This is a genomic window from Pantoea piersonii (genome assembly GCF_003612015.1).
Lineage (GTDB): Bacteria > Pseudomonadota > Gammaproteobacteria > Enterobacterales > Enterobacteriaceae > Pantoea > Pantoea piersonii.
The window spans coordinates 86,788-105,322 of the sequence record NZ_RARB01000007.1; the positions used below are offsets into that span (position 1 = coordinate 86,788).

Consider the following 18,535-nt stretch of genomic DNA (forward strand, 5'->3'; position numbering starts at 1 on the left):
AATAAAAAGTTAAATAAGCGTGAAAATAATGTTTGACTTTGCTGTTAACCCTTTAGCGATTCTGTAATGTCGAGAACGCGTATCGTTTAAAGCAGTTCTGCCGCAGGCGCAGGCCAGCAGGCAAAATAAGCTGAAGCCCGCTACGCTTCTTTATATAAAAATCATCTACATGACACAGCGCATCAATACGCCCGGTTCGCGCGCGTGTCACACTGCCGCTCTTTTTTCCCATGGAGATCATCGCATGCGTCCGACCTCTGGCCTGAAAAAAACGCTTGCTGCCCTGCTCGCGTCGGTAACCCTGTTTAGCGCTGCGCCCGCGCTGGCCGCCAGCACTTACGGCGAGCAGCTGGAGGGCTTTCACTATCCCTTCCCGCTGCAGCGCTTCAACTTTTCCTCCCAGCAGCAGCCGCTCAGCATGGGCTACATGGATGTAAAACCAGCTAACCGCGCCAACGGCCAGACGGTCGTACTGCTGCACGGCAAAAATTTCTGCGGCGCGACATGGGAAGAGAGCATACGCGCGCTGACTCAGGCGGGTTATCGCGTCGTCGCGCCCGACCAGATCGGCTTTTGCAGCGCCAGCAAACCGGCGCACTATCAGTACAGTTTCCAGCAGCTGGCAGATAACACGCATCAGCTTCTGGCCCATCTCGGCATAAAGAAAGCGGTTATCGTTGGTCACTCTACCGGCGGCATGCTGGCTACGCGCTATGCGCTGATGTATCCCGACGAGACGCAGCAGCTGGTGCTGGTGAATCCTATCGGGCTGGAGGACTGGAAAGCTAAAGGTGCGCCATGGCGCAGCGTCGATCAGTGGTATCAACGCGAGCTGAAGCTCGACGCGGCGGGCATTAAAAAGTATGAGCAGCACACCTACTACAGCGGGCAGTGGAAGCCGGAATATGACAAATGGGTCGATATGCTGGCGGGTCTGAACGCCGGTCCGGGGCACGAGAAAGTCGCGTGGAACTCGGCGCTGATCTACGACATGATCTTTACCCAGCCGGTGTTTTATGAGTTCGGCGATCTGAAAGTGCCGACCACGCTGATGATCGGTACGGCCGATACCACCGCCATCGGCAGCGATATCGCCTCGGCGCAGGTAAAAGCGAAGCTGGGCCACTACGATGTGCTGGGCAAAGAGGCGGCGAAGCGTATTCCCGGCGCACGCCTGATTGAATTCCCCGGCATGGGCCATGCGCCGCAGATGGAAGCGCCTGCGCAATTTAACCAGACGCTGATCGCAGCGTTAGCGCACCGCTAACGTCGCGCAGGTTACAGCTGCGCTTTCTTACTCTTTTTAGCGGCGTACATGCGTGCGTCGCTCCCTTCCAGCATCCGCTCCAGGCTTTGCGGGTGGGCGGCGTCAAACTCGACCACGCCTGACGAGAAGTGCAGCGCGTAACGACGATTCAGGCTGCTGGCCTGCTGTTGCAGATAACGTTCAAAGTCAGTCAGCAGCGCTTCCGCTTCCGGCTGACGCAGGCCGTTAAACAGCACGACGAATTCGTCGCCGCCCAGTCGTGCGAAAAGGTCGTGGTGGCTAAAGCAGACCTTCATCGCGTCGGCGAAATCCATCAGCGCGCGGTCGCCTTCGCGATGGCCGAGGGTATCGTTGATCTGCTTAAACTTATCGAGATCGAGAAAGGTCAGGCTGGCTGGGCGCTGCTTTAACAGGCAGTCGTTAAGCACCAGCTGCCCAAGGGTCATAAAACCGCGACGGTTAGTGATTTGCGTGAGCTCATCGCAGGTCGCGGTCTGAAACGCCGCCAGTTCAGCTTCGGCCAGCGCCGCCAGGTCACGCAGCGTTGCGCGATCGTCGGCGCTGAAGTCGCGCGGCTCGGGGCCGAGAATGCAGAGCGTGCCGACGTTAACGCCGCCTGGCCCGCGCAGCGGACAGCCAGCATAAAAACGAATATGGGGCTCGCCGGTCACCAGCGGGTTATCGTGAAACCGCTCGTCGTTAAGCGTATTTTCCACCACCATGATGTCGTCCTGCAGAATAGCGTGACCGCAAAACGAGATATCGCGCGGCGTACTCAGGGCGTCATAGCGGCCGGAAACGGATTTGAACCACTGCTGGCTGGCTTCCACCAGGCTGACCAGCGCCACGGGCGTGTTAAACAGACGACGCGCCAGACGCGTCAGGCGGTCAAAGCGCTCCTCCGGCGGCGTATTAAGGATTTTAATCTCGTGCAGTTCGGTAAGGCGTTGCGCCTCATTAGCCGGGTACTGAGGTGCTTTCATCGCGGTACTCTTATCTTTATTTATGCAGGTGAAGCGAAACTGGTGTGGCCGCAAGGGCTAAAAGAGATGCTGCCGCCATTAAGGCGGCAACATCTCAGGCGGGATCAGAGCACTTTTTGTTCTGCAAGATCAAGGGCGAAATAGCTGAAAATCAGGTCAGCGCCGGCGCGTTTAATCGCGCCCAGGCTTTCCAGCACCACGTTACGCTCGTCAATCGCGCCCGCCTGAGCGGCGAATTTGATCATCGCGTATTCACCGCTGACCTGATACGCCGCCAGTGGCAGCTCGGTACGGTCGCGGATTTCACGCAGCACGTCAAGGTAGGCGCCGGCCGGTTTCACCATCAGCGAATCCGCGCCTTCAGCAGCGTCAATCAGCGACTCGCGAATCGCTTCGCGGCGGTTCATCGGGTTCATCTGATAGGTTTTACGATCGCCTTTCAGCGCGGTGCCGGCCGCTTCGCGGAACGGACCGTAAAACGATGAGGCGAACTTGGTGGAATAGGACATGATGGCGGTCTGGGTAAAGCCCGCCGCGTCAAGCGCCTGACGGATCGCCTTAACCTGGCCGTCCATCGCCGCCGACGGCGCAATAAAGTCCGCGCCCGCCGCTGCTGCCACTACCGCCTGCTTGCCGAGATTAATCAGCGTCGCGTCGTTATCGACGCCGTGATCGCACAGCACGCCGCAGTGGCCGTGGCTGGTGTATTCGCAGAAACAGGTGTCGGACATAACGATCATTTCCGGCACCGTCTCTTTACAGATGCGCGACATGCGCGCCACCAGGCCGTTTTCATTCCAGGCATCGCTGCCGGTAGCGTCGGTGTGGTGCGAAATACCGAAGGTCATCACTGAGCGAATGCCCGCTTTGGCGATACGCTCAATTTCATAAGCAAGACGCTTTTCCGGAATGCGCATTACGCCCGGCATCGCTTCAATCGCTTTGTAATCGTCAACGCCTTCCTCAACGAAAATCGGCAGCGCCAGGTCGTTCAGGCTGAGGGAGGTTTCCTGGAAGAGTTCACGCATCGCCGGGCTGGAGCGCAGCCTTCTTGGACGCTGGAGCAGAGAAAAATCAGACATATTCATTCTTACGCAGGTGAAAAAAGTAGCGTTAGTCTACTCCTTTTAACGCGCGGAAATGAAGAATGTGTGCGGCGATGGTAGAAATAGCGCGGAACACGTTGCGCTTCTGGCGCGCTTATCAGCCTGCCAGTTACGCAAAAAAAAGCCCGCCGTGCGGCGGGCATTAAAGGCTTTATTCGTTGATGTCGGGATGCTGCTGTACCAGGTTTTTACGCTTTTCTTCGAGGCGGGCAATTTCCACGTCGATATCTTCGATTTTCTGCTCGATATTGTCGTGGTGCTCCTGCAGGATCTCACGCGCTTCTTCGAGGTCAGATGCGGCAGGCGTCGCGCCGCGCAGCGGTTTATTCGCCGTCTCTTTCATATAAATGCCGGTAATCAGGCCGATTACCGCCACCACCATCAGGTAGTAGGCTGGCATATAGAGATTATTGGTGGTTTCCACCAGCCATGCTGCGAGCGTTGGGGTCAGACCGGCAATCAGTACGGAGATGTTAAAGGCGCTCGCCAGCGCGCTGTAGCGGATATGCGTCGGGAACATCGCCGGCAGCGACGACGCCATTACGCCGGTAAAGGCGTTGAGGATCACCGCCATCAGCAGCAGACCGGCGAAAATCAGCCCCAGCACGCCGCTGTTAATCAGCATAAATGCCGGAATGGCGAAGATCAGCAGCGCGATGCTGCCAATAATCACGAAAGGACGACGGCCGAAGCGGTCGCTCAACATCCCCATCACCGGCTGCACAAACAGCATGCCGAGCATAATCGCGATGATGATCAACACGCCGTGATCTTCCGAGTAGTGCAGGTTATGCGACAGATAACTCGGCATGTAGGTCAGCAGCATGTAGTAGGTGACGTTCGTGGCGATCACCAGACCGATACAGGCAAGCAGGCTTTTCCAGTGCTTGCTGGCGATCTCTTTAAACGACACTTTCGGGCCGTCGCGCAAGCCTTCACGGTCGCCTTGCTCCAGTTTCTCAACGTGCTGCTGGAAGGCAGGGGTTTCTTCCAGCGCGTGGCGCAGGTAGAGGCCGATAATGCCGAGCGGCAGCGCGAGGAAGAACGGCAGACGCCAGCCCCATTCCATAAACTTCGCTTCGCCGATAATCGCGGAGATCAGCACGACGATGCCCGCGCCGAGCACGAAGCCTGCGATTGAACCGAAGTCGAGCCAGCTGCCCATAAAACCGCGTTTACGGTCGGGCGAGTATTCGGCGACAAAGATCGAGGCGCCGGTATATTCGCCGCCCACCGAGAAGCCCTGTGCCATTTTGGCTAACAGCAGCAGAATCGGTGCCCAGATGCCAATCGAGGCGTAAGAGGGTATCAGACCAATACAGAAGGTACTGATCGACATAATCACAATGGTGATAGAGAGGATTTTCTGGCGCCCATACTTATCGCCCAGCATGCCGAAGAAAAGGCCGCCCAGCGGTCGAATCAGAAAGGGAACAGAGAAGGTGCCGAGTGCGGCAATCATCTGAATGCCTGGCGAGGCATCAGGGAAAAAGACTTTACCTAACGCGTAGGCAACAAAGCCGTAGACGCCAAAATCGAACCATTCCATCGCATTGCCCAGCGACGCAGCGGTAATGGCTTTGCGCAAACGGGCGTCATCAATAATAGTGACGTCATCCAGCCCAATAGGTTTGACACGCTTCCTACGTAATTTCATAGATTTACCCTGTAATAGCACATGAAAGTCCTCAAGGTCGCGAACCGATTGAACGAAACAGTCCGCGGCATTGAGAAAATTTAAGCATAGCCGTTTGGCAGAATTTTCCACTGGCTACTATGCGCAATAATTAGTGTTGAAATTATTGCGACAAGTGGCAGAGTATACCGTTTTTCTTTGATATTTGTCATGTTTGGACTGATAGCGGCCTTTTTTGCCGACGATAGCGGCTAAGCCAGCGGTGGGATAAAGCGGTAAAAAAGCGGTTTTGCGACAGCGGTTTTTTCTAAAAATGTAAAGGCGATCAATCTGGCGCAGGCGCGTCAGCTCTGGGCGGCTCAACTCCTCTGCGGCAGCGCGTTGACGTCAGGCGCAGCCCATCTTGCCGCTATGGCGTTATTCAGTAATACTTTGCGCCTCACTGTCAATGGAGGATCGATGGTAAGGAAAGAGACTGCGCCCTTTGAAAACCCCTGGCTGTCAGCCATTGACAGTACAGAAAAGAAACTTACCCGCTACGCTTCGTTTGCTCTACTTCATCCTGTGTCAGAGACGCCGTGCAGCGTCTGGCTTGCTCGCTATCCGCGGGCCCCTTTCGCGCAAAAAAGGCTTCCGCGCGCAAACGATTGGCTTTGCGTCAGGAACGCGCAGCGCAGCCCATTAAAGGCGCTGCCGGAAGAAGAGTATCAGCAGCTGATGCCGACGCTGGCGCGCATCAACCAGCGATTAGCGGCGAAAAAAAGCGCGATAACGGCGACACATTGCCCGGATGAGAGTGTTGAAGTGGCGCTGCGCGCAGTAAGAAAGCTGCGCGCAGGGCGGCTAAAGCAGTGAGCGCAGCGGCTGATGTTGCAGCCAGGCCGCAATATCCTCCACCGCCTGCGTAAAGTAACGCCGGTAATTACTGTCGGCGACATAGCCCAGATGCGGCGTCGCCAGCACGTTCGGCAGCTGCCGCAGCGGGTGATCGGCGGGCAGCGGCTCCGTATCAAATACGTCCAGCGCAGCGCCAGCCAGCTGGCCCGAACGCAGCGCGGCGATCATCGCCTGCTGATCCACCAGGCCCGCGCGCGAGGTGTTCACCAGCAGCGCGCCCGGCTTCATCTGCGCCAGCGCGGCGCCATCCAGTAAATGATGCGTGCGCTCGCTTAACACCAGATGTATCGACACCACATCGCTCGCCGCCAGCAGCGCCTGCAGCGACGGCATCAGCGAAGCGCCGCACTGCGCCGCGCGCCCGGCGGTGAGGTTCTGGCTCCAGGCGCAAACGCGCATGCCGAACGCCTGAGCCACCTTCGCCATCCCGCCGCCAATCTTACCCAGCCCGATCAGCCCCAGGGTTTTGCCCTCAAGCCCGATTCCAAGATGCTGCTGCCAGGGACCGTTGCTGCGCAGCGCCTGATTCTCCGCCACGATATGGCGCGCCAGCGCCAGCAGCAGACCCCAGGTTAGCTCCAGCGGCGGGGCACTGCTGCTCTCGGTGCCGCATACCGCGATGCCGCGCGCGCGGCAGGCTTCAAGATCGATGGCGGCATTGCGCATGCCGGACGTAACGATAAGTTTCAGTCGCGGCAGGCGCGCCAGACGGGCGGCCGTGAGTGGCGTGCGTTCGCGCATCGCCACCAGAATATCACTGTCGGCAAGCGCAGCGATAAGCGGCTCATCATCGGCGATATGTTGCTGCAGCGAGCGAGTCTGGACTGTGGGCTGTAGCGAAGACCAGTCGGCCAGCGTCAGCGCTACGTTCTGGTAGTCATCAAGAAGGGTGCAGTTGAGCGTCATCAGGGACCTCTGTGCGCATCGGCTGGTGTTGATGCTCAGCGAGCCAGTCGATGAACGCGTCGTTATCCATGGGCAAAGCATAATAGTAGCCCTGAATAAAGGTCACGCCGCGCTGGCGCAGGTAGAGATACTGCAACGGCGTCTCTACGCCTTCGCCCAGCACTTCCAGCTGCAGCTTATGGCTGAGCGTGATAATCGCATCCAGCACCGGCGTTTCCCCCGTCAGCGACTCAATGGCGTTGATAAAGCCGCGATCGATTTTCAGATAGTCCAGCGCGAAGGTTTGCAGATAGCTCAGCGAGCAGTGCCCGGTGCCGAAATCATCAATCGCCACCTTCATCCCGTCGGCGCGCAGGCGATCGAGCTTTCTTGCCACATCTTCGCCATCTTTGATCAGGCTGCGCTCGGTCAGCTCCAGCGTAATCTGCAGCGGCGTATGTTTAATTTTATCGGCGAAACTGGCCATATCCTCAACGAAGGCCGGGTGTTGCAGATGATCGGCGGCAACGTTGATGCCGATATGAAAGCCAGGCTCGATTTTCCACTGCTGAACATCTTCGGCAATGAGGTCGAGCAGGTGACGCGTCAGCGGCACAATCATGCCTTCCGCCTCGGCGGCGCTGATAAAGATATCGGGCCGGATAGTGTCGCCGTTCGGCAGCGTCCAGCGCAGCAGCGCTTCGGCGCCGGTACAGGTTTGAGTCTGGTTGTTATAGACCGGCTGGTAGTGCACCGAGAAGTGGCGCGCATTGATGGCGCGGCGGATCTCATCGCGCCAGGAGATGCGACGCTGTAGCCAGTTGGCGGTCAGCACCATCAGCAAAATAGAGAGGATCGCCGTCATCGGCAGGAAAATAAAGGTCACCTGTCGCCAGGCGCGCATGATCTCCGAGCCGGGCGTCTCGATTGTCACGCTGATGGGATAACGGTTCGACTGCGCCTGATAAATCTGATCGCTAAAAAGGCTGGCGTGAAGCGGAGTCGCTTTTCCGGCGGAGATCGGCGCGCCGTCGCTAAAGCGCATGCTGAGCCGGTAGCCGCGCGACTCGCCGATGGCGTTCATAAAATCAATCAGATACTGGCCGTCGATAATCGCCCAGAAGCTTTGGTTATCCGCCAGCTGCCGCACGAAAATCACTGCCGGACGCTGCGGTACGGCAGCCGTACCGGCGAGAGAGAGGCTCCACCAGGCTTTGCCGGTTACCGGCGGCGCGCGCCGCATCATTTCGCTTAATGTGCCGGGATTCATGCCATAAGCCGAGGAGCAGGTAATTTTTTGCCCCTCCATTTTACCGATGGCGCGGAAATAGGCGTTGAGGGTGCCGGCGCGCTGCAGCTCATCCTCAAACGCACTGCAGGGCTGATACTGAAAACGGCGTAGCCAGGTAATCATATCCCAGGCGCTGTCGCTCATTTTTTCTGCCTGCGAGAGCAGGGTGCTGGCGGCGCTGAGCTGCTGCTGCTGAACGGTGTGCCGTGCGTCGATAGCGGTAAACAGGATGCCGAGCAGCAAGGGCAGCACCCCGGACAAGATAATAATTATTCTGGCGTAGTCGCGTTTTCGTTTTAACGGCGGCACCGCGAATTCCTCTGAATGTGGATGCGTCTGTGAGGAGGTGCAAATTTAATCAGCGCAGCATAACACGCCCTCAGGCCGTGCAGGGTAGCGTTTTGCTCCGGCGAGCAGGTGATACAGATCAAGTATCGACCGCGCTTTGCATTTATTGACAATGTTTTGCCGCTTTTGGTATTTCCCAGCGGCAAAAACGCCGTGTCACCATGACGCCACACTGAATCGCGTACAAGAGGCGTATATGAGTACGGCAACCCTGGCATCATCTTCCCTTCAACAGCGCATTTCCGATGCGGAATGGCAGGCGCGCGTTAAGCTGGCGCAGGCTTACCATCTGGCGGCGAAGCTGCGCTGGACCGACCATATCTACACCCACTTTTCGCTGCGCGTGCCGGGCGATCGGCCGCATTTTCTGATTAACGCTTACGGGCAGACTTTTGACGAGATCCAGCCGGAAACGCTGGTCAAGATCGATATCGACGGCAATATCATCGACGATCCCACCGGGCTGGGGATCAATCCGGCGGGCTTTGTGATCCACAGCGCCATCCACCGTGCCCGCCCGGATGCACATGCAGTCATGCATACGCATACGGCGGCAGGCATCGGCGTGTCGGCGCAAAAGCAGGGGCTGCTGATGATTTCGCAGCACAGCACGCGTTTTCACAACCGCGTCGGCTATCACGATTACGAAGGGATCGCGCTCGATCTCGACGAGCAGCAGCGCATCGTAGCGGATCTCGGCACCCTGAACGCGCTGATCCTGCGCAACCATGGCCTGTTGACTGCGGGCGGCAGCATCGAAGAGGCGTTTTATAACCTCTACTACCTTGAGCGCGCCTGCCAGGCGCAGCTGGCTGCACAGTCGGGCGGCGCGGAGCTGATTATTCTGCCGGACGCGGTGTCAGAAAAGGCAGCGCAGGCGTTTGATAACAGCATCCGCAACAAAAAGTATCAGCTGCACTGGGATGCCTATATTCGCCAGCTCAACCGCAACGCGCTGTAAGGAGCGGCAATGAACAGACTCAAGGTGTTTGCGGCGGCGCTGCTGCTGAGCGCCAGCACACTGGCGCAGGCGGCGCCCGATCTCAGCGAGGTAACGCTGGTGCTGGGCGATCAGGCGCGCAATCTGCGCTCGCTGGTGGAGGCATCCGGCGTGCTCAAGGATGCGCCTTATCATTATCGCTGGGCTAACTTTCAGGGCGCGGCGCCGCTGTTTGAAGCGCAGCGCGCCGGCGCGGTCGATACCTCTTACGCAGGCGATCTGCCGGTGCTGATGGCGGCATCCGGCGGCGTGCCGCTGAAAATCATCGCCACCAACGTCGGCGACGCGGGCGCAAACGGGCTGATCGTGCCCGCCGATTCGCCGGTGCGCAGCGTAAAGGAGCTGGCGGGCAAACAGGTCGTGATATCGTCGGCGCGCGGCAGCATTTCGCAACATCTGCTCTATGAAGCGCTGGGCGAGGCGAAAGTGCCGCGCGACAGCGTGCCGGTGCGCTTTGTACTGCCGACCGACGCCAGCGCCGCCTTTAATGCCGGGCAGATTGGTGCCTGGGCGACTTTTGATCCCTACCTCGGCATCGCCGAGCAGCATGGCGCGCGCCTGCTGCGCGACGGTACGGGGTTGACCACCGCGCTCTCCTTCGTGACCGCTACCCGGCAGTCGCTGGACGATCCCGGCAAGCGTGCCGCGATCGCCGATTTTGTCCAGCGGCTGGCGAAAGCACGTGCATGGGCGCTGACCCACAAGGCGGCCTACAACCAGGTTTATGCGCAGCTGACGCGCCTGCCGCCCGCCGATGCGGAGAAAATTACCGCGCGCATTTCGCACGGCATTCGCGCCGTGACGCCAGAGGATATTGCGAAAGTACAGAAGGTGTCGGATCTCTTCAGCGAGCTGAAGATTTTGCCGAACAGGGTAGACGTGGCGGCGATTACCGATCGGAGCCTGTTTCCAGAGTAAGCCGGAGAGGCCAGGCACCGATATGGCGCGTTTCGCCGCTAAGCGATGCTGCGACCAGCATGGCGTCAAGCCGCCATGCTGGCCCGCCTTACGCAGACAGGCGCCTCATCCCTGAGGTGCGCATAACACGCCAGCGCTCTGCGTTTCTGTGCTGGCTCTTCCGCCATACCTGCCGCCGTAACTGATATTACCGATCGTTATACAGCGTCTGGCGCAGCGCCAGCTCGACGCCGCGCAGCTCCGCCAGCCCTTTCAGACGGCCAATCGCCGAATAGCCCGGATTGGTGCGCTTGTGCAGATCGTCGAGCATCTGATGGCCGTGATCGGGACGCATCGGAATGGCGTCTTTCTCTCCCGCGCGCCGACGGCGCTGCTCCTCCGCCAGAATCACGCTGATCACGCCGACCATATCCACATCGCCCGCCAGATGCGCCGCCTCATGGAAACTGTTGGGATTGGCTTCGCGCTGCGTGGCGCGCAGGTGGATAAAATTGATGCGATCCGCGAACCGCGCCGCCATCTGCGTCAGATTGTTATCGGCGCGCACGCCGTAAGAGCCGGTGCAGAAACAGAAGCCGTTATGCAGGCTGTCCACCGTCTCCTTCAGCCACTGCATATCCTCCTCGGTGGAGATAATGCGCGGCAGGCCGAGAATAGGGCGCGGCGGATCGTCCGGATGCACCGCCAGCTTGATGCCGACCTCTTCGGCGACCGGCACGATGGCGCGCAAAAACGTCGCCATATGTTCACGCAGCTTCGCCTTGTCGATGCCGTCATACTGCGCCAGCTGGGCGCGGAACTGATCCAGCGTATAGCCCTCTTCTGCGCCCGGCAGACCGGCGATAATATTGCGTGTTAACAAGGCTTTCTCATCGTCGCTCATGGCGGCGAAGCAGCGCGCGGCGGTCTCTTGTTCCGCCGCTGAATAATCCTCTTGCGCGCCGGGACGCTGCAAAATATGGAGTTCGAAAGCGGCAAAGGCGTCCGCGTCAAAGCGCAGCGCTTTCGCGCCGTCCGGCAGCGTCCAGGCGAGATCGGTGCGCGTCCAGTCGAGCACCGGCATAAAGTTGTAGCAGACCGTCTCGATGCCGCAGGCCGCCAGGTTGCGGATCGACTGCTGGTAGCTGGCGATATAGCGCTGATAGTCGCCGCGCTGCGTCTTGATCGCCTCGTGTACCGGAATGCTCTCCACCACCGACCAGACCAGGTTCTTTTCAGCCAGCAGCGCCTGACGCGCTTTAATCTCCTCAACCGGCCAGACTTCGCCGTTCGGAATATGGTGCAAAGCGGTAACGATGCCGGTCGCGCCTGCCTGACGCGCATCGTCTAACGAAACCGGATCGTTGGGGCCGTACCAGCGCCATGTATGTTCCATTTTTACTCCTTAGCCGCAAATTTGGCCCAGTGGTCAGGCCGCTGGACCAAGAGTATGCTAGCCTGACGGGAAAGGCCGTGATCGCGATCGCAGCGCAGTGAATTGCGTCTGTCGGAAAGGGCGCGCGGCTTATGCTACGCTGCACCGCTGCTGACAGGAGAAAAAATATGGCGCTGCCTGTGCTGAAAACGGAACGTCTTTATCGCCAGATCGCTAACGCGATAATGGAAAGTATCAAACGCGGCGAGTTCGCCCCAGGCGCGGCGCTGCCGCCGGAGCGCGAGCTGGCGAAGCAGCTGGGCGTCAGCCGCTCTTCGGTGCGCGAAGCGCTGATTGCGCTGGAGATGACCGGCTGGGTGGATATTCGCACCGGCAACGGCGTCTATGTGATGCAGCCGCTGCCGCAGGCCACTGGCCCCGTGGCGGAGGCGGATTTCAGCCTGGAGGATCTGTTACAGGCGCGTCTCGCTTTTGAAGGGATGCTGGCGGAGATGGCGGCGCGAAACGGCAGCCCGGCGCAGCGCGACCAGCTGCGCGCGCTGGCCGATACGCTGCTGCGCTACAACGCCAACGACGCGGAGTTTCTCGATCAGGATAAACGCTTTCATTTGCTGATTAGCGAAATGAGCGGCAACGAGGTACTGCGCGACCTGATGGAGTATCTCTGGAACAAGCGCGACAGCGCGCGTTTCCGGCGGCTGGAGAGTCATTTTGCCGACAACGCCTTTACCCAGGAGATGAACCGCGACCACCAGCAGATCGCCGCCGCGATAGAGGCGGGCGATGCCGCCGCCGCGCGCGCCGCAATGGAGAGCCATCTGGCGCAGGTGCAGCAGCGGCTGCTGGGTTAGATTTTATGGCGCTTAGGGCGGCCCGCGCCGAGCATGATCGCCAGTCGGCTGCCGCCCGGCGTCGTTTCCATCAGGATTTTGGTAATACTGGTCAGCGGCACGGAGAGCAGCATGCCGACCGGCCCCAGCAGCCAGCCCCAGAAAATCAGCGAAAGGAACACCACCAGCGTCGACAGCCCTAAGCCGCGCCCCATAACGCGCGGCTCCAGCATATTGCCGAACACCATATGAATGGCGATAAACAGCGCCGCCACCAGCATCGCGTCGTAAGGGCTGTTAAGCAGCAACGCCTGCAACACGGGCGGAATGCCGGCGATAATCGGGCCGATATTGGGAATGTAGTTGAGAATAAAAGCCACCACGCCCCACAGCAGCGCGAACTTAACATCAAGCAGAAACAGGCAGCCCCACACCGCTACGCCGGTAATCAGGCTGATCAGCGTCTTCAGCGCCAGATAGTGGGTTACGCCTTTCAGCGCTCTGTGCAGCCCGGCGATGCGGATCTGCGGGTTGGTCAGGGCATTGCGCATCTTGTAGGGCAGGTGACGCACTTCAAACAGCATAAACACCACCGTCAGGATCAGCAGCACGAAATTGCTCATCATGCCGGAGAACTGCGTCAGCGCGACGGTGGCGAACGACATCAGCATATTGGGATCGAAACGCTGCACCAGCGTCGTGGTCGAGACGTGAATGCCGATGCCCGCCGCCAGATGCTGCACCACGCTCATCTTCCTCTCCATGGTGGTGCGCAGCTGTGGATAGATATCGGAGAATTCGCTTACCGAGCTGGCGAGCACCGCCACCAGCAGCAAAATAACGATAAATATCACCGTAATCACTACCGTGATCGCCAGCCCGCGCCGCCAGCCGCGCCGCATTAAAAAGGTGACGATAGGATTCAACACGATGGCGAAAAAGGCGGCCAGCAAAAAGGGCACCATAATTTCGGACGCGGCGCGGATCCCGGCGAGAATAATCACCAGCATCGCCAGCTTAATCAGAATGCTTTGTCCTATTTTTTCCTGCTGTTGTTCGCTCATTCCCTCTCCCGAAAAGCCAGACCGCAGAGAGTAGTGTAGCTGAACGGCAATTAAACGCCTGATTCTGCTATGAAAGCGTAACGATAATCAGACTTTTTTACTGCGCTGCAGCAGCGCCGTCGCGCCCAGCATCAGCGCCAGCGTGGCGATCAGCGTTAAGGTCGCCATCGCCATGCCTTGTCCCACCGAGCCTTGTTCGAACTGACGCCAGATAAACAGGGCGACGGTCTGTACACCGGCGGGTGCCAGCAGCAGCGAGGTCACCAGCTCGCGGGAGGCGACGGCGAACACCATCATCATCGCCGCCAGCAAACTGGGCGACACCAGCGGGAAGACCACCAGACGCAGCGCCTGAAGGCGCGACGCGCCGTGTACACGCGCCGCTGGCTCCAGCGTCGGCGCGAGCTGACGCAGCGCGCTGCTGACGTAGCGCACCGGCCAGGGCAGCAGCAGACAGCAGTAGGAGAGCAGCAGAATGGCTGGCGTGTTGTAGGGCGAGACCGGCCAGAAGCTGCGGTTCCACAGCAGGATCAGGCCGACGCCGATGACCACGCCAGGGATCGCCGCAGGCAGCAGCGCCAGACCATCCAGCAGGGCCAGCGCGCGGCTCTTGCCCTCCGCCACGCGCCACGCCACCAGAAAACCCAGCGCGCCGGTTAGCAGCGCCGCGCCAAACGCCAGCCCGATGCTGGTAGAAAAGGCGCTCAGCGTATCGCCCTGCTGCGAAAAGAGCGCGGCGAAGTGGCGCAGCGTCAGATTCGCGCCGCTGAGGCCGCCCGACAGGGTATCGAGCAGGCCGCTCAGCGTCATCGAGCAGAGCGGCAGCGCAACGGCGACCAGCGCCGTAAGCGCAAACAGCAGCACTATCGGCAAGGTCCAGATGCCTGCGCTGACCGCTTCGCTGGCCGCGGGCTTGCCGCCAATAGTGGCGACATCCTGCGCGGCGGTCAGATGGCGCTGAGCAAACCAGGCGGCCAGCGCGACCAGGCTCAACAGCAGCGACAGCATCGCCGCGCCGGGTAAATCGATCGGCCAGTCCGACAGCTTCTGCTCAATACCGACCGTCATCAGGGTGAGGCCAGCGCGCGCGCCGAGCGCCGCCGGCACGCCATATTCATCAATCGCCAGCGTGAAGGCGAGCAGCGCGCTGCCCGCCAGCGCGGGCAGCAGCAGGGGCAGCGTAACGTGCCAGAAGGCGCGCCATGCCGACGCGCCGTGCACGCGCGCCACCAGCGCCAGCCGCTGCCCGCTCGCCATCAGCGCGCGCGATACGGCGAAATAGACCACCGGAAAGATATTGATCGTCATCACCAGGGTGATGCCGCTGGCGCTGAACAGCAGGCTCTCCAGATCGAGGCCGGTAAGCTGCTGCACATAGCCGTTGCGCTGCAGCGCCAGCGTCCAGTTCAGCGCCGCGATATAGGGCGGCGTAAGAAAGGGCACCAGAAACAGCAGGTCCCACAGCGCGCTACCGGGCAGGCGAAACAGGCCGCGCAGCACGCCGAGCGGCAACCCGATAATCAGGCTGCACAGCACCACGCCCAGACCCACTTTCAGCGTACCGAATCCCATCGGCAGTAGCGCGTCGTCGGTTAACAGGCGCGGCAGTGCGCTGAATGCGCCTTGCCAGCTTCCGGCACCCAGCTGCGGAAATATCGCCTGCAGCACAATAAACAGCAGCGGCAGCGCCACCAGTATGCCGAGCGCCAGCAGGATCAGGCTGTTCAGGACGCGCGACATCTTACTGTCCGAACAGCGTCGCGAAGCGCTTCAGAATCGACGCGCGGTCAGCGTTGCTCTCCTGCGGCATCGGCAGCAGTCGGATCTCGGTAATCAGCGGCCGCTGCGCCTTGATATCGGTGCGCGCGGGCATCAGCCAGGCGTTCGCCACCTGCTGCTGACCTTCATCAGAAAGCACGTAGTCGACGAATTTCTTCGCGTCGTCAGCGTGCTGACTGCTTTTCAGGATCATCATCGGACGCGGCGCGACCACGGTGCCGCTTTCCGGGAAGATCACCTTCACCGCTTCGCCCTGGGCGATATTGTTGTAGGTGACATAGTCCACCGCGCCGAATACTGCCGCCTTCGCGCCCTGCAGCACCGGCGTGACCGCCTGCGCGTTCGGTCCGCTGACCACCATGCCGTTCTGTTTCAGCTGCTGGAACAGCGTCCAGGCTTTTTCGCCTTCGCTGTTTTGCAGACCAGCCAGCAGATCGAGCGATGCGCCGGAGAGCGCCGGATCCGGCGTGGTGACCTTATCTTTGAACGCCGGGCCGGTGAGGTCCTGCCAGTTTTTCGGCTCCGGCGTGCCGCTTTTGGTATTCCATACGATGCCCAGCGCGGAGATGCCCTGTGCCACATAGTCGGCGGTTTTAAAGGCGTCTGGCACCTTTGCGGCGTTGGGGCTTTGATAGGGCTGTAGCCAGCCGCGCTGTTGCAGATCTTCGGCGATATCCCACGAGGCGGAAATCAATACGTCGGCCTGCGGGCTGGCCTGCTCGGCCTCCAGCCGCGCCATGACCTTGCCGGTCGTGGCCTGAAAGATATTCACCTTAATACCGGTCTGTTTTTCGAATCCAGCCGCCAGGCTTTTCGCCAGCGAGCCGGGGCCAGCGGTGTACACCGTCAGCGCATGGGCGTCACTCATCATTGCGACAGAGGTCAGCAGCATCGTTAACATCGCTCCTGTTTTAACGGGCTTGAGAAAAGACATAGGGTTCCCCTGAGGATTGGGTAATGGACACAATCTGGCCCTGCGCCAGATGAAGGGTGCGATCGGCGATAATCTCCGCTTCGTCGCGGTCATGGGTTACGTAGACGGCAGTGGTGCCAGACTGGCGCAGCAGCGCCTTCATGCTGTGCACCAGTGTTTCTCGCAGGTCGCGGTCGAGGTTGGAAAGCGGTTCGTCAAACAGCAGAATGGCCGGTTCAGCCACCAGCGCACGCGCCAGCGCCACGCGCTGCTGCTGCCCGCCGGAGAGCGCAGCAGGCTTACGCGCCGCGAAACCGTCAAGACCGACGCGCGCCAGCATGGCGCGGGCCTGCTCTTCGCGCGACTTTTTCCCCACGCCGCGCATGCGCAGCGGAAAGGCGACGTTTTCACCAACGCTCATATGCGGCCAGAGCGCATAATCCTGAAAGACCATGCCGAGCTGGCGTGCGTCGGGCGGCAGCGAATGGCGGGCGCTGGCGACGCAGCGATCGCCAATCCAGATTTCGCCGCTTTCCGGCTGGTTCAGGCCAGCCAGCAGTTTCAGCAGGGTGCTTTTGCCGCAGCCAGACGGGCCGAGCAGGGCCAGGGTTTCGCCAGCGGCGATATCAAACGACAGGTTGTGCAGGACCGGCTGGCGACTGATGGACCAGCTGACCGCTTTTACAGAGACAGGCAGGGAAGCGCGCGTCATCGACCACCTCCGCGAAGGCACGCGGGCTGGACGAAGAACAGGCGCGCCTGAAAACTCAGGAGCGTCATCAGATTGTTATCCTCTTTGGGACTTATGGCGCGAGTGTAGGCGGCGATTATGACGACCCGATGACTAAAACCGCCTCCCAGGCGCGGCGGCGGCTCGAAATATTCCGCTGATGGTGGCAAGCTGTAGATAAAACTCAGTCAACCACGAGCGCACTTTGTCATGCCAGATCAACCCGCAGCGGAACCTGCTCATAAGGGCGTCGGATTAACCCTTCTGATTATCTCGATCGTGATCTACAACTTCGCCAGCTATCTCACCATCGGCCTGCAGCTGGCGGTGCTGCCAGGCATGGTGCATGACCAGCTCGGCTACAGCGCTTTCTGGGCGGGGGTGGTGATCAGCCTGCAGTACCTGGCGACGCTGCTGAGTCGTCCCCATGCCGGGCGCTACGCCGATATCTGGGGGCCTAAGCGCGTAGTGGTGCTGGGGCTGGTGGGCGTGTTGCTCAGCGGGGTCTGCTATCTGCTGGCGACCTGGCTTGCGGCATCGCCGATCGCCAGCCTGGCGCTGCTTTGCATCGGGCGCGTCATTCTTGGCATCGGGCAGAGCTTTACCGGCACCGGCACCTCGCTGTGGGGCGTCGCGCGCGTCGGCTCGCTGCATATCGGCCGTGTTATCTCGTGGAACGGCATCTGCACCTACGGCGCGATGGCGCTGGGCGCGCCGCTTGGCGTCATCATCTATCGTCACGGCGGTCTGCTGCTGCTCTCCGCGGTGATTATTGCCATCTGCGCGCTGGCAATAGCGCTGGCGCTGCCGCGCCCGGCGGTGAAGGGCAGCCGCGCGCGTCCGCTGCCGTTCCGCGACGTGCTCGGCAAGATTTACGGCTTCGGTCTGATTCTGGCGATGGGATCGGCGGGATTTGGCGTGATCGCCACCTTTATTACCCTGTTTTATCAGGCGAAAGGGTGGGACGGCGCGGCTTTCGCGCTGACGCTGTTCAGCGCGGCCTTTGTCGGCACGCGCCTGCTGTTCCCCAACGCGATCAACCGTCTCGGCGGGCTGCGCGTCGCCAGCGCCTGTCTGGCGGTGGAAGCGGTCGGTCTGTTTCTGGTGGCGGGCGCATTCGATCCCTGGATGGCGAAAACCGGCGCACTACTGACCGGCGCCGGTTTTTCGCTGGTCTTTCCGGCGCTCGGCGTGGTCGCAGTGAAAGCGGTGCCGCAGGCGAATCAGGGCAGCGCGCTGGCGACCTATACCGCCTTTATGGATTTAGCGCTGGGGATTACCGGGCCGGTAGCGGGATTTATCATGAGTTTTGCCGGGGTGCCGCTGGTCTATCTGCTGACAGGGCTGCTGGTTTGTCTGGGACTGTTCTGCACGCTGCGGCTAACCCGACGGCTACCAGAGACATCAGCAGAAGTGAAAGAGAATTAAAAAAAACGGCCTCCGACCGAGGCCAAAATGTGTCCAGGACACAGATAAGGGTAGGGCGACGCGGCGGGCTACTGGCCCGCCGCAT

The 18,535-nt window shown here is 60.2% G+C and carries 16 protein-coding genes; 6 read left to right on the top strand and 10 right to left on the bottom strand.

Annotation, left to right across the window (positions count from 1 at the left end; genetic code table 11):
- The first annotated feature begins 244 nt into the window (after positions 1-244).
- Positions 245-1,267 (top strand): alpha/beta fold hydrolase, encoded by a 1,023-nt coding sequence (locus D7S44_RS17890; protein ID WP_120457142.1) that lies wholly within the window; start codon positions 245-247, stop codon positions 1,265-1,267.
- Between the two features lie 11 nt (positions 1,268-1,278).
- Here the strand turns inward: D7S44_RS17890 and D7S44_RS17895 are convergent, their stop codons facing one another.
- From D7S44_RS17895 to proP, 3 genes are all read right to left on the bottom strand, one after another.
- Positions 1,279-2,250: a sensor domain-containing diguanylate cyclase gene (locus D7S44_RS17895; RefSeq protein WP_120457143.1), complete on the bottom strand. Its 972-nt coding sequence runs from the start codon at positions 2,248-2,250 to the stop codon at positions 1,279-1,281.
- 104 nt (positions 2,251-2,354) lie between these two features.
- Positions 2,355-3,332, bottom strand: coding sequence for a porphobilinogen synthase (gene hemB, locus D7S44_RS17900; protein WP_120457378.1), 978 nt, complete (start codon positions 3,330-3,332; stop codon positions 2,355-2,357).
- Positions 3,333-3,507: 175 nt separating this feature from the next.
- Positions 3,508-5,013: a glycine betaine/L-proline transporter ProP gene (gene proP, locus D7S44_RS17905; protein WP_120457144.1), complete on the bottom strand. Its 1,506-nt coding sequence runs from the start codon at positions 5,011-5,013 to the stop codon at positions 3,508-3,510.
- A 438-nt stretch (positions 5,014-5,451) separates the two neighbouring features.
- Between proP and D7S44_RS17915 the strand changes: the two genes are divergently transcribed.
- Positions 5,452-5,847, top strand: a complete 396-nt coding sequence (locus D7S44_RS17915; RefSeq protein WP_120457146.1) for a hypothetical protein — start codon at positions 5,452-5,454, stop codon at positions 5,845-5,847.
- Here D7S44_RS17915 and D7S44_RS17920 read toward each other — a convergent pair.
- Together D7S44_RS17920 and D7S44_RS17925 are read right to left on the bottom strand one after the other, a co-directional pair.
- Complete coding sequence (locus D7S44_RS17920) at positions 5,836-6,795, bottom strand: D-2-hydroxyacid dehydrogenase family protein (RefSeq protein WP_120457147.1); 960 nt, start codon at positions 6,793-6,795, stop codon at positions 5,836-5,838. The genes D7S44_RS17915 and D7S44_RS17920 overlap by 12 nt on opposite strands.
- Positions 6,770-8,374 (bottom strand): EAL domain-containing protein, encoded by a 1,605-nt coding sequence (locus D7S44_RS17925; RefSeq protein WP_120457148.1) that lies wholly within the window; start codon positions 8,372-8,374, stop codon positions 6,770-6,772. The genes D7S44_RS17920 and D7S44_RS17925 overlap by 26 nt, the downstream gene beginning before the upstream one ends.
- Before the next feature lie 235 nt (positions 8,375-8,609).
- Here D7S44_RS17925 and D7S44_RS17930 point away from each other — a divergent pair, with 235 nt between their 5' ends.
- On the top strand, positions 8,610-9,374 hold the full coding sequence (locus tag D7S44_RS17930; protein WP_120457149.1) for a class II aldolase/adducin family protein: 765 nt from the start codon (positions 8,610-8,612) through the stop codon (positions 9,372-9,374).
- 9 nt (positions 9,375-9,383) lie between these two features.
- Positions 9,384-10,331 carry an ABC transporter substrate-binding protein gene (locus D7S44_RS17935; RefSeq protein WP_120457150.1) on the top strand — a complete coding sequence of 316 codons (948 nt, stop codon included), beginning with the start codon at positions 9,384-9,386 and terminating at the stop codon, positions 10,329-10,331.
- 187 nt (positions 10,332-10,518) lie between these two features.
- Here D7S44_RS17935 and uxuA read toward each other — a convergent pair whose 3' ends face one another.
- Positions 10,519-11,706 (bottom strand): mannonate dehydratase, encoded by a 1,188-nt coding sequence (gene uxuA, locus D7S44_RS17940; protein WP_120457151.1) that lies wholly within the window; start codon positions 11,704-11,706, stop codon positions 10,519-10,521.
- Positions 11,707-11,873: 167 nt separating this feature from the next.
- Here uxuA and D7S44_RS17945 point away from each other — a divergent pair, with 167 nt between their 5' ends.
- Entirely contained in the window at positions 11,874-12,557 is a 684-nt protein-coding gene (locus tag D7S44_RS17945; protein WP_120457152.1) for a FadR/GntR family transcriptional regulator, read from the top strand.
- On the opposite strand, the gene D7S44_RS17950 is transcribed toward D7S44_RS17945, so the two are convergent.
- The 4 genes from D7S44_RS17950 to D7S44_RS17965 form a co-directional block, all read right to left on the bottom strand.
- On the bottom strand, positions 12,554-13,600 hold the full coding sequence (locus D7S44_RS17950) for an AI-2E family transporter (RefSeq protein WP_120457154.1): 1,047 nt from the start codon (positions 13,598-13,600) through the stop codon (positions 12,554-12,556). The genes D7S44_RS17945 and D7S44_RS17950 overlap by 4 nt on opposite strands.
- An 87-nt stretch (positions 13,601-13,687) precedes the next feature.
- Positions 13,688-15,340, bottom strand: coding sequence for an ABC transporter permease (locus D7S44_RS17955; protein WP_120457156.1), 1,653 nt, complete (start codon positions 15,338-15,340; stop codon positions 13,688-13,690).
- 1 nt (position 15,341) lies between these two features.
- Positions 15,342-16,313 (bottom strand): ABC transporter substrate-binding protein, encoded by a 972-nt coding sequence (locus D7S44_RS17960; RefSeq protein WP_179256430.1) that lies wholly within the window; start codon positions 16,311-16,313, stop codon positions 15,342-15,344.
- Positions 16,291-17,004 (bottom strand): ABC transporter ATP-binding protein, encoded by a 714-nt coding sequence (locus D7S44_RS17965; RefSeq protein WP_120457158.1) that lies wholly within the window; start codon positions 17,002-17,004, stop codon positions 16,291-16,293. Before D7S44_RS17965 ends, D7S44_RS17960 begins: the two co-directional genes overlap by 23 nt.
- 228 nt (positions 17,005-17,232) lie before the next feature.
- Here D7S44_RS17965 and D7S44_RS17970 point away from each other — a divergent pair, with 228 nt between their 5' ends.
- Positions 17,233-18,450, top strand: a complete 1,218-nt coding sequence (locus tag D7S44_RS17970; protein ID WP_120457160.1) for an MFS transporter — start codon at positions 17,233-17,235, stop codon at positions 18,448-18,450.
- The last annotated feature ends 85 nt before the right edge of the window (positions 18,451-18,535 follow it).

What these genes read in the sequence shown, in the direction of transcription:
- proP (WP_120457144.1), bottom strand. Translation starts at nt 5,013, where the DNA reads ATGAAATTACGTAGGAAGCGTGTCAAACCTATTGGGCTGGATGACGTC.
- D7S44_RS17955 (WP_120457156.1), bottom strand. Translation starts at nt 15,340, where the DNA reads ATGTCGCGCGTCCTGAACAGCCTGATCCTGCTGGCGCTCGGCATACTG.
- D7S44_RS17890 (WP_120457142.1), top strand. Translation starts at nt 245, where the DNA reads ATGCGTCCGACCTCTGGCCTGAAAAAAACGCTTGCTGCCCTGCTCGCG.
- hemB (WP_120457378.1), bottom strand. Translation starts at nt 3,332, where the DNA reads ATGTCTGATTTTTCTCTGCTCCAGCGTCCAAGAAGGCTGCGCTCCAGC.
- D7S44_RS17945 (WP_120457152.1), top strand. Translation starts at nt 11,874, where the DNA reads ATGGCGCTGCCTGTGCTGAAAACGGAACGTCTTTATCGCCAGATCGCT.
- D7S44_RS17915 (WP_120457146.1), top strand. Translation starts at nt 5,452, where the DNA reads ATGGTAAGGAAAGAGACTGCGCCCTTTGAAAACCCCTGGCTGTCAGCC.
- D7S44_RS17950 (WP_120457154.1), bottom strand. Translation starts at nt 13,600, where the DNA reads ATGAGCGAACAACAGCAGGAAAAAATAGGACAAAGCATTCTGATTAAG.
- D7S44_RS17895 (WP_120457143.1), bottom strand. Translation starts at nt 2,250, where the DNA reads ATGAAAGCACCTCAGTACCCGGCTAATGAGGCGCAACGCCTTACCGAA.
- D7S44_RS17930 (WP_120457149.1), top strand. Translation starts at nt 8,610, where the DNA reads ATGAGTACGGCAACCCTGGCATCATCTTCCCTTCAACAGCGCATTTCC.
- D7S44_RS17920 (WP_120457147.1), bottom strand. Translation starts at nt 6,795, where the DNA reads ATGACGCTCAACTGCACCCTTCTTGATGACTACCAGAACGTAGCGCTG.
- D7S44_RS17970 (WP_120457160.1), top strand. Translation starts at nt 17,233, where the DNA reads ATGCCAGATCAACCCGCAGCGGAACCTGCTCATAAGGGCGTCGGATTA.
- D7S44_RS17965 (WP_120457158.1), bottom strand. Translation starts at nt 17,004, where the DNA reads ATGACGCGCGCTTCCCTGCCTGTCTCTGTAAAAGCGGTCAGCTGGTCC.
- D7S44_RS17935 (WP_120457150.1), top strand. Translation starts at nt 9,384, where the DNA reads ATGAACAGACTCAAGGTGTTTGCGGCGGCGCTGCTGCTGAGCGCCAGC.
- uxuA (WP_120457151.1), bottom strand. Translation starts at nt 11,706, where the DNA reads ATGGAACATACATGGCGCTGGTACGGCCCCAACGATCCGGTTTCGTTA.
- D7S44_RS17960 (WP_179256430.1), bottom strand. Translation starts at nt 16,313, where the DNA reads ATGTCTTTTCTCAAGCCCGTTAAAACAGGAGCGATGTTAACGATGCTG.